General features: G+C 34.8%; 15 protein-coding genes and 2 tRNA genes. 10 read left to right on the top strand and 7 right to left on the bottom strand.

The features are described 5' to 3' along the window. Positions 1-232: 232 nt before the first annotated feature. Positions 233-898: an SOS response-associated peptidase gene (locus CC92_RS0111715; protein WP_051650688.1), complete on the bottom strand. Its 666-nt coding sequence runs from the start codon at positions 896-898 to the stop codon at positions 233-235. A gap of 545 nt (positions 899-1,443) precedes the next feature. Between CC92_RS0111715 and CC92_RS0111710 the strand changes: the two genes are divergently transcribed. After that, a complete protein-coding gene (locus tag CC92_RS0111710; RefSeq protein ID WP_029502702.1) occupies positions 1,444-1,710 on the top strand; it encodes a hypothetical protein in 267 nt (88 codons plus the stop codon). A gap of 28 nt (positions 1,711-1,738) precedes the next feature. Continuing rightward, entirely contained in the window at positions 1,739-2,998 is a 1,260-nt protein-coding gene (locus CC92_RS0111705) for a DNA polymerase thumb domain-containing protein (RefSeq protein ID WP_029502703.1), read from the top strand. A gap of 67 nt (positions 2,999-3,065) precedes the next feature. On the opposite strand, the gene CC92_RS0111700 is transcribed toward CC92_RS0111705, so the two are convergent. Together CC92_RS0111700 and CC92_RS0111695 are read right to left on the bottom strand one after the other, a co-directional pair. Continuing rightward, positions 3,066-3,138, bottom strand: a tRNA-Lys gene (locus tag CC92_RS0111700). Positions 3,139-3,320: 182 nt separating this feature from the next. Next, positions 3,321-3,393 (bottom strand) — tRNA-Lys (locus CC92_RS0111695). Between the two features lie 349 nt (positions 3,394-3,742). Between CC92_RS0111695 and CC92_RS0111690 the strand changes: the two genes are divergently transcribed. Then, the gene (locus CC92_RS0111690) at positions 3,743-5,047 is read left to right on the top strand and encodes an AI-2E family transporter (protein ID WP_051650689.1); all 1,305 of its coding nucleotides are present in this window, start codon (positions 3,743-3,745) and stop codon (positions 5,045-5,047) included. A 43-nt stretch (positions 5,048-5,090) separates the two neighbouring features. Here CC92_RS0111690 and trxA read toward each other — a convergent pair whose 3' ends face one another. The 3 genes from trxA to trmB form a co-directional block, all read right to left on the bottom strand. Further along, positions 5,091-5,402, bottom strand: a complete 312-nt coding sequence (trxA, locus tag CC92_RS0111685) for a thioredoxin (protein WP_029502705.1) — start codon at positions 5,400-5,402, stop codon at positions 5,091-5,093. A gap of 121 nt (positions 5,403-5,523) precedes the next feature. Further along, entirely contained in the window at positions 5,524-5,736 is a 213-nt protein-coding gene (locus CC92_RS22550) for a hypothetical protein (protein WP_155998337.1), read from the bottom strand. A 56-nt stretch (positions 5,737-5,792) separates the two neighbouring features. After that, positions 5,793-6,437 carry a tRNA (guanosine(46)-N7)-methyltransferase TrmB gene (gene trmB / locus CC92_RS0111675; RefSeq protein WP_029502706.1) on the bottom strand — a complete coding sequence of 215 codons (645 nt, stop codon included), beginning with the start codon at positions 6,435-6,437 and terminating at the stop codon, positions 5,793-5,795. 208 nt (positions 6,438-6,645) lie between these two features. Here trmB and CC92_RS0111670 point away from each other — a divergent pair, with 208 nt between their 5' ends. The 7 genes from CC92_RS0111670 (at position 6,646) to rsmI (ending at position 13,224) form a co-directional block, all read left to right on the top strand. Then, positions 6,646-8,163: an aminotransferase class I/II-fold pyridoxal phosphate-dependent enzyme gene (locus CC92_RS0111670; protein ID WP_029502707.1), complete on the top strand. Its 1,518-nt coding sequence runs from the start codon at positions 6,646-6,648 to the stop codon at positions 8,161-8,163. Next, positions 8,156-8,752, top strand: coding sequence for a guanylate kinase (locus CC92_RS0111665; protein ID WP_029502708.1), 597 nt, complete (start codon positions 8,156-8,158; stop codon positions 8,750-8,752). Before CC92_RS0111670 ends, CC92_RS0111665 begins: the two co-directional genes overlap by 8 nt. Positions 8,753-8,974: 222 nt before the next feature. Continuing rightward, positions 8,975-9,415 carry a YaaR family protein gene (locus CC92_RS0111660; protein WP_029502709.1) on the top strand — a complete coding sequence of 147 codons (441 nt, stop codon included), beginning with the start codon at positions 8,975-8,977 and terminating at the stop codon, positions 9,413-9,415. Positions 9,416-9,436: 21 nt separating this feature from the next. Then, positions 9,437-10,429, top strand: a complete 993-nt coding sequence (gene holB, locus CC92_RS0111655; protein ID WP_029502710.1) for a DNA polymerase III subunit delta' — start codon at positions 9,437-9,439, stop codon at positions 10,427-10,429. A gap of 91 nt (positions 10,430-10,520) precedes the next feature. Beyond that, positions 10,521-11,423 carry a PSP1 domain-containing protein gene (locus tag CC92_RS0111650; protein ID WP_029502711.1) on the top strand — a complete coding sequence of 301 codons (903 nt, stop codon included), beginning with the start codon at positions 10,521-10,523 and terminating at the stop codon, positions 11,421-11,423. Beyond that, positions 11,416-12,186: a tRNA1(Val) (adenine(37)-N6)-methyltransferase gene (locus CC92_RS0111645; protein WP_051650690.1), complete on the top strand. Its 771-nt coding sequence runs from the start codon at positions 11,416-11,418 to the stop codon at positions 12,184-12,186. The genes CC92_RS0111650 and CC92_RS0111645 overlap by 8 nt, the downstream gene beginning before the upstream one ends. 192 nt (positions 12,187-12,378) lie before the next feature. After that, positions 12,379-13,224 (top strand): 16S rRNA (cytidine(1402)-2'-O)-methyltransferase, encoded by an 846-nt coding sequence (rsmI, locus tag CC92_RS0111640; RefSeq protein ID WP_029502713.1) that lies wholly within the window; start codon positions 12,379-12,381, stop codon positions 13,222-13,224. 427 nt (positions 13,225-13,651) lie between these two features. On the opposite strand, the gene CC92_RS0111635 is transcribed toward rsmI, so the two are convergent. After that, positions 13,652-13,909, bottom strand: coding sequence for an AbrB/MazE/SpoVT family DNA-binding domain-containing protein (locus tag CC92_RS0111635; RefSeq protein WP_012201903.1), 258 nt, complete (start codon positions 13,907-13,909; stop codon positions 13,652-13,654). Positions 13,910-14,220: the final 311 nt, after the last annotated feature.

Here is a 14,220-nt window from a genome sequence, read left to right as displayed (position 1 = left end):
CTATGATTTATGATTCACGACAAGGAAAAGTTCGCGTATCAACTTTTCCTTGTTTGTATTACAGATGAAAAGTTTATATTGTAATACTGTTAAATAATTAACAAAGTTATTTAAAAAATTTGACTTCTTTGAGTCAACGTCATTTTATAATAATGTTAAATAATTGTCAATGTACACAAGCAACAAAGAAAAATAAAAATAAACTCACTTTATGGTAAAATTCATGAGAACGTTACCATGGAAATTTAAGTTGTTCAAATTCTGGTTCTTCTTTAGGGGAAGACTTGGTCTTTTTTAACTGTTCTGGTATGCGTTTCATAAGAGAAAGTGCCTCTTCTCTGGAGGACAGCCACCCTTCAATTTCATCTTCGTTTAATAAGACAGGCATACGGTTATGAATATCTTTCATAGATTCATTTGCAGCTGTAGTAAGGATAACAAAACGTTCTTCATCTTCATAGGAATGAGATAAACCAGCCATATAAAGGGGTTTTTCGTGCTCGGAGGTAAAGTAATATTTGGTTTTGGACCCGCTATGCTCCCATTCATAAAAACCACTTGCAGGAACTACAATACGTTTTGATTCCAAATCGTTTGCAAACATTCTTTTTTCCGCTGCACTTTCGCTACGTGCATTAATAATTACATTACTTCCTTTAAAGCCTTTATACCCCCAAGTCATAGCAGAGGGCACGATATTTTCATCTTTTTTCGAAAGAATAGGGGCAATATTGGTCGGAAATATCTCACCGGTTTTAAACTTTCTTGGGACGTGTGTACCCTCATTATTCGGGTCTGGTGCCTGTATACGCTCCCCCTGGAGGCGTTGGTCCAAATTTCTTATAATACGAAGTAATTCTTCATTGCTTTCTTCATCAACATAGTAGCGTCCACACATAGTTGTTCTCCTTCCTAATTCATATGAAGTATTGTACGAAATCTTCCACTTTCCTATACCACCGGGGATTTTACATTGGGCTCTGTTTTTTCTATTCTGCTTTCGAATTTTTATTCCAATATAATTCATTTACATGGCGTATGTTACTTTCTCCCATACCATTATCCGTTCTATTCGATTCACGATACTTTTTATTATCTTTTATTTCGTTACTGATTTATTTTTTATTATATAGTAATTAGATCTTATTCACTACCATTATATACTAAATATATCAAAAAATAAAAGAAACTAAATACAGTTATCCTATATAGAACTTCTTTTCTGTTTTTATTCATGACAAGAAATAGTACGCGAAGCGCGCTTTTTCTTGTTTAAATAATAAAAATGTTATAGAATACCACTTTACAACCAAACATATGTTCTGGTATAATAATCGTACATATGTTCGATGTTTTAGCATACACTATTGTAGAGATTTATTAAGTTTTCGAAGTTTAAATGGAATGTAAGCATTTATGTTGTTTGAAAAGAGGTGTAGGAAAGTGCAAAATAACATTCCCGTTGATATGATTACCTTTTGCAGTGCATTGGGTGAGGTTAAGCCACTACGAATACGATTAGAGAATGATGCACATGAGAGAGTTACTGCCGATATTATAGAAATTGCATACCGTAAACAAATAAAGCCATCTGGTCTGACCATCCTTATTTATGGATGCCGTTTAGAGCTATTTGGAGAGATTCGCTTGGCTGAACTTCACTATCATACGGATTCGGGCAGATGGACGTTGTTTAAAATGGTAAGCTAAATGGTTAAGTTTTTTAAGGAGTATAGCAATGCAGGAGAAAATTTTTTTTCATATTGATGTTAACTCTGCGTTTCTTAGTTGGGAGGCCGCTTATCGACTTCATGTTTTAGGAGAAAGCGTAGATTTGCGTGATATTCCTTCCGTAATTGGAGGGGATAGAGAAAACAGGCACGGAATTGTTTTAGCAAAATCTACTCCTGCCAAAAAACTAAAAATTCATACGGGTGAAGCTCTTGGGGCAGCAGTACAAAAGTGTCCAGATTTAGTAATTATTCCGCCAAATTACGAAAGGTATGTGAAGGCGTCCAAATCATTAATTGAGATTTTACATCGGTATTCTCCAAAAGTTGAACAGTATTCCATTGATGAAGCATTTGTCGATATGAGTGGGAGTGAGCTATTATTTGGGGGACCTGTTATTGTTGCAAATAATTTAAAAGACTTAATAGAAGAAGAATTAAAATTTACGGTAAATATCGGTGTATCGTCAAACAAGCTATTAGCAAAGATGGCAGGAGAACTAAAAAAACCGAATTTAGTGCATACCTTATTTCCAGAGGAGATTCCAAAAAAGATGTGGCCACTACCGGTAGGAGAGCTGTTTTTTGTAGGAAGAGCGACAGAAAAAAAGCTTTTTAATCTAGGAATAAAAACGATAGGGGAGCTAGCACAAACAGATGTAAAAATATTAAAGGCTCATTTTGGAAAGTATGGAGAAGTACTTCATCAGTTTTCTCATGGAATTGATGAATCGCCCCTTTTTGTGCCACTAGAAGCAAACAAGGGATATGGTAATTCCGTAACCACGCCTTTTGATATTGTCACGATGGAGCACGCAAAGCTTGTATTATTATCTTTAAGTGAAACCGTATGTACGAGACTTCGAATAGATGGAGTGAAGGGACAGTGCGTGTCTGTATCAGTTACAACGGATACTTTTCAAAGAGTTTCTCATCAGGGAATGCTTTTTTCTGCTTCTAATACAACAATGGAAGTATACTGTTTTTCCTGTCGTTTATTTGAGCATCTATGGGATGGAAAGACGCCAATACGACAAATGGGCGTGCATACAAGTAGAATTACCAAAGAAAATACGATACAATACAATCTTTTTGATTGGGATCGCTATGAGAAACTGAGTAAACTGGATGAAACAATAGATTCTATACGGAAAAGATACGGAGATGATTCTGTGATGAGAGCTTGCTTTTTAAATACAAGTACTTATCACATGCATGGTGGAATTTCGAAAGAAAAGAAAACAGGGATTACAAAGCCGCTGCGGTAGGGAAAGATAGACAGTAAAAAGTCCTCACCCAGCGACTCTTGCGTTCGCCAAACGAGGACCTTATGAATGCGTCTTCAGGGGCTCGAACCCTGGACACCCTGATTAAGAGTCAGGTGCTCTACCAACTGAGCTAAAGACGCATATTCAGTATCAACAATTAGTTATTATATAGGATGTGGACTAGAATTGCAAGCATTTTTTTAATTATTTTGAAAATTTCTTAAAAATGCATACAAACTCTTTTAAAATAGTGAAAATCTACTAACACGCATAAAAAAAGTCCTCACCCAGCAGCTATTATCTGCCAAACGAAGACTTCTAATGCGTCTTCAGGGGCTCGAACCCTGGACACCCTGATTAAGAGTCAGGTGCTCTACCAACTGAGCTAAAGACGCATAATAATTATGTTAAGAAAATTGGTTTTCTTATCTCTTGAACGCAAAAATTATTATATACGATGGTTTTAGAAAAAGCAAGCATTTTTTAAAAAAATAAAGTGTTAAAATATACCATAATAAATCTCTTTTTAATTAAGTAAAGGTAAAAGTATCGACTAAGTCAGAGGAATCTTGTTAATAATACGGTTGAAAGTCAAATGAATAATATTTATCGTTGATTATAGTACTTAGAATCGATATAATGCATTATAGGATATACTTACAATGGAAGTAAGGGGGGGTTACACAATTAGTAAAAGAGACCCTCTATCTTCCAATGTTGAATAGCTTAGCAAAGGGGTTAAAGATGGCGAAGAAGTTAAAACTTTCCGGTATGAAAAAAAAGAATAAAGCTGTTATCCAAGAAGAGACAGGAAAAATTAAAGTAATAGTTTTAAAAGAAGAGCAGGTTCCTGATGATCAGGAAAAAGAAGTAGTAGAACGTCCTAAGGATTATAAATTCAGATTTGAGCCAACCAAAAAGTATTTTACGATTAGTGTATATGCCTTTTGCGTGATTGCACTTGCTATTATATTTAAGTATGCATTGGAAAATATTCCTTCTTTTACAGTAGGATTAAAAAACTTTTCGATAGTGATTCAGCCATTTATAGTTGCATTCTTTATTGCTTTTATTATAAATCCAATTGTGAAAGCATTGTCAGAACGCTTTTATGGTAATACACTAAAGATAAAAAAAACTAAGGTGTGTCTAGCTCTGGGCATTGCAACCGCTTATATCATAATAATTGCATTATTGGTAATATGTTTTACTTATATTATACCACAGGTGACAAAAAGCATATCCGAGTTGATTCAAAATAGCGATGATTTGTATAAACAAGCTGAAATCTGGTTAATTGAATTTGGTGAGAAGTTTCCAATGCTTGATACAGAATATATACAGGATAAAATCGAAGCATCATTACCTCAGTTAATTTCTTTTGGAACAGACTTCGTGAAAAATGTTGTTCCAAAGATATTAAATGTATCCATATCAATTGCAAAGATTGCATTTAACATTTTGTTATCGATAGCGATTTCTATTTATATGATCTATGATAAAAGAATGTTGTCAAAAAATGCAGCACGTGTGATTTATGCTTTTGTCCCAAAAAAGAAAGCAGATTCTTTCCTTGAAGTAACAAGAGAATGTGGATCAATCTTTACTGGGTTCATTGTCGGGAAAACAATTGACTCTACGATTATAGGAATTATTTGCTTTATATTAATGTCTATACTTAAATTGCCATATGCAATCTTAATTAGTGTTATTGTAGGTGTTACGAATATGATACCTTACTTTGGACCATTTATAGGAGCAGTACCAGGAGTACTTCTTTACCTATTTATAAGTCCAATACAAGCCTTAGTCTTTGCGCTTATGATTCTTGCATTACAGCAGTTTGATGGCTGGATATTAGGACCTAAGATTCTTGGTGATTCCACAGGACTAACACCATTATGGGTTATCTTTGGTATTACGGTTGGAGGCGCTTACGGCGGGGTATTTGGAATGTTTTTAGGAGTTCCTATCGTAGCTGTTATTGCTTATCTAGCAGATATACTGATAACCGGACATTTAAAGAAACGAAATATAGAAATACGATAAAAAATCCTGTTCCTAGCAAAGTATGTTAGGAACAGGATTTTTTTTATGCATTTAACATATCCTCTAATTTTTGTTTTGCAACGACGCCTACCATCGTTTCAATTGCTTTTCCATTTTTAAAGAAGATTAATGTAGGTATTGACATAACGCGGAATTCTGCTGCTGTTTCTGGAGAATTATCTACGTTAAGTTTACCAATCTTAACCTTACCTTCATACTGGTCATGTAATTCTTCGATGATTGGTCCCATCATTTTACATGGTCCACACCAATCTGCGTAAAAATCCACCAAAACTGGCAAATCGGATTGGATTACTTCTTTTTCAAAATTTTCATCAGTAAATATTAATGCCATATTAGTACCTCCGTTGTATGGTATAGATATATTGTCCCTTAGTAACTTGTAACCTTTAGGTCTCATTCACCTTTTTGTATTTTACCCTTATTTAAGGGCTTTTAACCTGCTTAGCTAGGTTTCATTTGGAAGGTTTTTTTTCAGCAGCACTAGGTTTTTTTTCTGTAGTGTTCGCTTTTGTTTCAGGTGTACTAGGATTTTTCTTTAATAAGTTTGAGTTTTTTAATAACTTATCTACAGCATCCCAAGAACTTTTTAAGTCTAATGCTCTCTTGTTTAGGTTTTGATTGGACATCAGGGAATGTGATATCTTAGTTTTCGGTGAATTCTTCATAATCAACCAGCAATACTTTTTTTATATCATATTACGGTAATCATAAAAATATCCAATTATTCTTTCTCTCGATATGCAACTAAGCGATGAATTGGATTTCCCATAGAGGAAAAACGCTCTTCATATTCCGTCATGATGTTACCTTCCACAAATTCACTATGATGCAAATCAAAGGTTACATCACGTAACTGCCATTCGGACTCTTTAACTTGCTCTAGAGAAAAGTCAAATAAATCTCGATTGTCTGTTTTAAAGGCAATAAAGCCATCCTTTGCTAAGAACTGATCATAGCGTGCAAGAAACTCATTCGAAGTTAATCTTCTTTTGGCATGGCGGTCTTTTGGCCATGGATCAGAGAAATTTAAATAGATTCGATCCACTTCGGATGGAGCAAAAATATCTGTGATATATTCTGCGTCAAAACGAAGAAAATATAGATTATTTCCTTCATATTCCTCTCTTTTTTCAATGGCACGAAGTAATACGCTAGAGTATTTTTCTATGCCAATATAATTTATGTTAGGATTTTGCATTGCAAGAGTAGTGATAAATTGGCCCTTTCCCATTCCAATTTCAATGTGAATAGGATTGTGATTGCCGAATACTTCGTGCCATTTACCTTTCTTTTGTTCCGGATCATGGATTACATAGTCGTTTTGGGCTATATATTCTCTTGAGCCGGGGATATTTCGAAGTCGCATGTTTCTCCTACCTTTCTAAACCGATTGAGGTGTATCAACCTAAGGCTTATTATACTTGTTATCTTATTATTCGTCAATTGGGACTATCCATATACCATACTGCCTCATAGGGCTTTTTCTTGTGTTTTAAAGTTTTGTACGCTATAATAACGATAAGTTAATTACAATAAAAATTGGAAAATAGAGGATAGGAAAGAGGTGTGGCAAAGTGAATTTATATGAAAAATTACAGGAATATACGAAAGCAGAGTATTATCCGATGCATATGCCTGGCCACAAGAGAAATCCAGATTGGTTGATGGTCAATCCCTATGCTCTTGATATAACAGAAATTGACGGATTTGATAATTTACATGATGCAGAGGATATATTAAAAGAAGAGATGGAAGAAACGGCAAAGTTATTTCAGACAAAGCAAAGTTTTTTTCTAGTAAACGGCAGTACTTGTGGTATTCTAGCGGGGATTTCTGCAATGACAAATCGTGGAGATAAAGTAGCAATTGCAAGAAACTCACATCAGGCAGTCTATCATGCACTTTATCAAAGACAGTTAAAGCCAGTGTATCTCTATCCAGCGATGTTACAGTTTGGGATAGCGGGGCAGATAACAGTAGAATCGGTAATTCAAACTCTTGAAAATAATCCTGATATCACGCTAGTTGTAATAACCTCACCAACTTATGAAGGAATTGTTTCTGACATTAAAAAGATTGCTGAGGTAGTTCATCGATATGGAGCAGGTCTTTTGGTTGATGAGGCACATGGCGCGCATTTGTTATTCCAGAAAAGCAAGGTAAAAAGTGCGCTTGAATGTGGAGCGGATGTCGTAATTCAAAGCACACATAAGACGTTACCTGCATTTACACAAACAGCTCTTTTGCATCGGAATAGTGATTTGGTATCAGAAAAAGATATAAAAAGATTTTTAAAAATATATGAAACAAGTAGTCCTTCTTATTTATTAATGGCAAGCTTGGTAAGATGTATGGATTTTCTTAGAACAGAAGGAAAAGATAAATTTGAACTTTATCAGGGATATATAGAGGAAGTATACGAAAAACTTGCTAATTTAAAAAATCTTACGCTTTGGAATTCGGAATATAAGGATGCTTCTAAACTTGTAATTGCATCAAATCATAATCATATAACGGGAATGATGTTATATGAGGAGTTAAGAACAAAGTATCTTATTCAGCCTGAGATGGCATCAAAAGAATATGTGTTATGTATGACTAGTGTATGTGATACGAAAGAAGGGTTTGAACGTTTTATCAAGGCAATCTTAGCAATAGAAGAAGATATAGAAAAGGGTAGATTTAGGGAGTTAAGTGTTAATGAGAAAAGTTCAGAAGATACATTAGTAGAACAAGAGGATACCAAATACGAAAACACAAACCTGGAGAAATTGAATCAAACGTTCCTTGACATAGAATTCTTAGAGAGTGAAATAAAAGAACTGCAAAAACCTAAGCGCTACTATGAGTCTTATGAACTTGATGGTTTCAAGGAGGAGGTTATCCCACTCATAAAAAGTGAGGGACGGGTTGTACTAGATTATATCCATCTTTATCCGCCTGGAATCCCTCTTTTGGTTCCTGGAGAGGTTATTACTAGGCCTATGATAGAAAAACTTCTTCGATTTAAACAGGCTTTTTTAAAAGTAAAAGGGCTTGTCGAGGAAGAAGGAGACTTCATTAGAGTAAAAGCAGGAGAAAAGCATGTCTAAAATTTTTGTAATCATGGGAAAAAGTGCGACCGGGAAAGATACGGTCTATCAAAGAATAATTGAGTCAAAGGAGCTTATGCTTAAAACAGCAGTTGGGTATACAACCAGACCAATCCGCAAAGGAGAAAGAAATGGTGTAGAGTATCGCTTTGTGACTGTGGAAGAGATGAAAAATCTAAAAGAAAAAGGTCTGATTATTGAGCATAGATCTTACCAAACGGTGCATGGTGAATGGAATTATTTCACTGTAAATGATGATCAAATTACACTGGGTACGAATGATTATCTTCTTATTAGTACTTTAGAGGGATTCGTTCAAATTAGAAAATATTTTGGTGATGATGTCGTAATTCCTTTCTATATCGAAGTTGCTGATGACATACGATTGGAAAGGTCGATTATCCGAGAAAGAAAGCAAGAAGAACCTAAGTATGCAGAGGTTTGTAGAAGGTATCTCGCAGATGAAGAAGATTTTTCAGAAGAAAAATTGAAGGAAGCAAATGTTATAAAACGATATAAAAATAATGATTTAACGGATTGTATTAATGAAATTATAAAGGATATAAAGAGTTATCAAAAATTGAGTTAGTATGATAGCCTAGGATTTCATGATTCGATGCAAAGAATCAGATAGCAAAGGTCGGTTGTAATATAGGTGTGCTGAAAGAAAATGCTATAATTTATAGGTACCATATGATATAATAAGACTGCCAAGCCAAAGGCTTGTGTAGACCACAATCATAAATTTGGTATTTTAAATTCATGATATAATGTTTCATATCAAAGGATACGGTGAAATGGAGGAGAGCGCATGGAGATTAAAGTGAATCAATTACAGCAAATTAGTCAGGCAGAAGTAAAAGCTCCTGTACCAAATGGAGATGATTCTTTTCGCTTTACCTTAATTAGTAATATTGAAGAGCAGTCCCTTCAAGCGCGTTTAAATCTATTAGTGGAGGAAATTGCCACGCAAGGGAAACGAATCACCAAGCATATGGATGTTACTGATATGAGAAGATATCGGGAATTAATCAAGGAATTTATGAATGAGATAGTGAACCGATCTCATAAATTTTCACGTCAGAATTTCTTAGACAAACGAGGAAGACACCGTGTCTATGGTATGATAAAATTAATCGACAAAACCTTAGATGAATTAGCCTTAGAGCTAATAAAAGAGGAGAAAGATGCAATTGCAATCTTAAGTCGAATTGATGAAATTAGAGGATTATTATTGGACTTGTTGGCATAGATTTAGAAAGGCAGGGAGCACATGAATACCTTTAGAGATGTTATAGGGCATGAGGAAATCGTGAATCATCTTCAAAATGCAATGAAAACCAATAAGGTTTCTCACGCTTATATCTTTCAAGGGGAAGATGGGATTGGAAAAAACTTTGTGGCAAATATTTTTGCGTCTACTCTTTTGTGTAGCGAACATGGAATAAATCCTTGTACCACGTGTAAATCCTGCTTGCAAGCTGTATCAGGAAATCAGCCAGATATCCGTAGAATCACACATGAGAAAGCGAGTATTGGCGTTGATGATATCAGACTTCAGTTAAACAATGATATTGCGATCAAGCCTTATGTTGGTCCTTATAAAATCTATATTATAGATGAAGCGGAGAAGATGACTGAGCAAGCGCAAAACGCTCTCTTAAAAACGATCGAAGAACCGCCACAGTATGCAATTATTTTGTTATTAACAAACAATAACAATATATTTTTACCGACGATACTATCCCGTTGCGTTATGCTTAATTTTAAAGCGGTGGATAAGAATAAAATTAAACAATATCTTATCGATATAGAACATATCGTAGATTATCAGGCACAAATTAGCGCAGCCTTTTCCGGAGGAAATCTAGGAAAAGCGATTAAGTATGCAACTTCAGAGCGATTTGTAAAGATGAAAGAAGATATCATTCATCTTATGAACAATATGGAGGGAATGGACTTAAGTGATATTGCGGAAGCGGTTAAGTATTTCTCAGAAAATAAAAGTGATATTTTAGACTGTTTGGATTTAATGCTTCTATGGTATCGAGATATTTTAATGTTTAAGGCTACACAGGACGGCAATCTTTTAGTATATAAGGAAGAACTGCCTACGATAAAAAAGCAAGCAAAATTAAGCAGTTTTGAAGGTTTAGAACAAATAATTCAAGCTTTTTCTAAGGTCAAGGATCGTTTGAATGCGAATGTTAACTTTGAAGTTGCAATGGAGCTTTTATTACTTTCTATGAAGGAAAGTTATCAATAGATGTCCTATACGAGTATCCAATCAAAATTGTCTAGTTTCTGATTGCTTATTCGTATAGAAAGTGAATGAAAAGGGAGAGAGGATAAAAACTATGGTAAATGTAATCGGTGTACGTTTTCGAAGAGCTGGTAAGATTTATTTTTTCGATCCAGCTGGTTTTTCGATTAATCAGGGGGATAATGTAATTGTTGAGACCGCAAGAGGGGTGGAATATGGAAATGTAGTACTTGGACCAAGAGATGTGGAAGAAAGCCAAGTGGTACAACCCTTAAAGCAGGTTATGAGAACAGCGACACCAGAAGATGATGAGATAGAGCACAAAAACAAAGAGAAGGAAAAAGAAGCATTTCGTATCTGCATGGAGAAGATTACTAAGCATCAACTTGAAATGAAGTTGATTGATTGTGAGTATACTTTTGACAATAATAAAGTGTTGTTTTATTTTACAGCCGATGGAAGAATTGATTTCCGTGAATTAGTAAAAGATTTGGCTTCTGTCTTTAAGACAAGAATTGAATTACGACAAATCGGTGTGCGTGATGAAACTAAAATAGTAGGTGGTATCGGTATTTGTGGAAGACCGTTATGTTGTCATACACATCTTTCTGAATTTGCTCCTGTTTCTATAAAGATGGCAAAGGAACAAAATCTCTCATTAAATCCAACCAAAATCTCTGGTGTATGTGGAAGATTAATGTGCTGTCTTAAGAATGAGGAAGAGGCATATGAGGATTTAAACAGTAAGCTTCCAAGTGTAGGTGACTTTGTAACGACGAATGACAATCTTCGTGGTGAAGTTACAAGTGTAAGTGTATTAAAACAATTGGTAAAAGTCATAGTGGTCTTGGAAAATGATGAAAAAGAAATTCGCGAATACAAAGTAAGTGATCTTCGCTTTAAGCCAAAGAAGAAAAAAGAGAGAGTGCTGCTTGATGAGGAACTTCGTGCACTTGAAATGTTAGAGAGAAAAGAAGGTAATCATCTGGATGACTAAAACAGAGAAAGTTTCCATAACACAAAAAGAAGAGCTTCTTTTTGCAGGAGAGAGATTGGATGATTTGCATCGTAATGGGTATAAAATAATTCAAAATCCCGAGAAATTTTGTTTTGGAATGGATGCTGTTTTATTATCTGGTTTTGCTAAAATAAAACCGAGCGAATCTACTCTTGATATGGGTACCGGGACAGGAATTATTCCTATCCTATTAGCAGGAAAAACAAAGGGGCAACACTTTACGGGGCTTGAGATTCAAGAAGAGAGTGCAGATATGGCTAGAAGAAGTGTTCTCTATAATGAATTGCAAGACCGTATCGATATAGTAACAGGCGACATTAAGGAAGCTTCCAAATTGTTTGGAGCGGGTTCTTTTGATGTTGTTACGTGTAACCCACCTTATATGAACCATCAGCATGGATTAGTAAATGAAGCGATGCCAAAGGCAATTGCGAGGCATGAAATATTATGTAGTCTTGAAGATGTCATAAGAGAAACAGCTAAAATTCTAAAACCGAACGGAAGATTCTATATGGTGCATCGTCCTCATCGCTTAGTTGAAATATTTTCTGTGATGCGCCAATATAAGTTAGAACCAAAACGGATGAAATTAGTACATCCCTATGTAGATAAAGAACCAAACATGGTGCTGATTGAAGGCTTGCGTGGTGGAAATCCTATGATTACGATAGAAGCACCGCTTGTTGTTTATCAAGAGGTAAATGTTTATACCGATGAGATTTATAAAATCTATGGTTATTAGTTTATATGACCGTATATAGAAAAGATAGTTACACAAACCTGTATGTGTGAAAATAAAAGCAATGTTCACACTTCTTATTCATAGCAAGAAAAAATTTGTGAAACGTACTTTTTCTTGTTTCTGGCAATATCAAAGCTGTATGCGGATAATATGCGCTTTAGATTTGATATGCAACGGGTGTTAGGAGGAATCATGTCAGGAAAATTATATTTGTGTGCTACTCCAATTGGTAACTTGGAGGATATGACCTTTCGCGCTGTAAGGACATTATCTGAGGTAGATTTGATTGCCGCAGAGGACACAAGAAACAGTATTAAGTTATTAAATCATTTTAATATAAAAACACCGATGACAAGCTATCATGAATTTAATAAGATAGAAAAGGGAAGATATCTGATAGAAGAAATGCTACAAGGAAAAAATGTGGCGCTAATTACAGATGCAGGAACCCCAGGTATTTCAGATCCAGGGGAAGAGCTAGTTATGATGGCTTATGAAGCAGGTATTGTAGTGACTTCTTTACCAGGGGCTTGTGCGTTAATTACAGCCCTAACGATTTCTGGAAGGTCTACCAGAAGGTTTGTGTTTGAAGCATTTTTGCCAGTAGATAAAAAAGAACGTCAATCTATTCTTGATGAACTTGTCAATGAAACAAGGACAATTATCTTGTATGAAGCACCGCATCGTTTGGTAAAAACATTAAATGTTCTTCATGAGGCCTTCGGTAACAGAAGAATCACCGTTTGTAGAGAATTAACCAAGAGATATGAAACAGCATTCTTAACTACGATAGAGGATGCGCTTGCGTTCTATACTGACAGTGAACCAAAAGGAGAGTGTGTGCTATTAATTGAAGGACGCACAAGAGAAGAACTTAGAAAAGAAGAGCAGGAACGATGGGCAGAATGGACGTTAGAAGCCCATATGGATTACTATCTCGGACAAGGGTTGAGTAAGAAGGAAGCCATGAAATTAGTTGCTTCTGATCGAGGTGTTTCAAAAAGAGAGATCTATTCTCAGTTGTTAGAGCAAGAATAAAACGTATAGTAAATCGAATAAAACGTATAAATCGAATTAATCATTAGTATTGGTAAGTAAACTTTTTTAATAGATAGGAAATTGTGACGCATTTTCCTATCTATTAAAAACTCTCCAAGGAATGCGCATTCTCCCTACGGATTCGGCGTGACAAAGTGAATAATAGATATCAAAAAAGTATAGAAAATATGCCTTTATAATAAGCAAGATTTTCTATACTTTTTTGACCGCCAAAGTAGATGTTTGTATCTATGTTTGTATGATGTTAAATCACACTAGAAACAACAATTCACTTGGTTAATTTACCAGTAAAGATAGAAGAAGAACTACTTCTATCAAACAATTTTTCAGAGTCAAGAACAGTATTTTAATACTGTATTATGTAGAACTCTTTCCCTACGTTAGGTTATACCAAATTAAAAATGAATTATTCAATAATGCCTGCAAGTTTTGCAAGTTCCATAATAGAGCTCTTAGCAACTTTCTTACCGCAATAATCTACTAAATCATCTTTACTTCCACTGAAGATATCTGCTGGCTCATATTTTTGAAGAATAATCTTTCCTTCATCTACGAAGATTTCTAATGGATCTCTTTCGCTAACACCAAGTGTTCTTCTTAATTCGATAGGTAGAGTGATACGGCCTAACTCGTCAAGCTTTCTAACGATACCTGTACTTTTCATTATAGTACTCCTTTCAATGTCAAACAAACATATAAAATGTCAAATTCTGTAATTATTTTGAATTACTTACTATAAATTATCATATAAATACAGGCTAAGTCAATTCAAAAAAATGTTACATTCTAGCATTTTTTTAAGATACATGTTCACAAAATGTAATATAAGGGTATAGTTTCGTCAAAATTAGCGTTTTCAACCTGTAATTTACTTGTTAAAAAGAGAAATTGTAAAAATATGGCGAATTTTCTGAAAATAAGTAGCTATATAAATTATTTTGATGAATTAGTTATTTTTAATCTTGATTGTAAGCG

The sequence above is a fragment of the Lachnoclostridium phytofermentans genome (genome assembly GCF_000733755.1).
Lineage (GTDB): Bacteria > Bacillota > Clostridia > Lachnospirales > Lachnospiraceae > Lachnoclostridium > Lachnoclostridium phytofermentans_A.
This window is presented reverse-complemented; position numbering and strand designations above follow the sequence as displayed.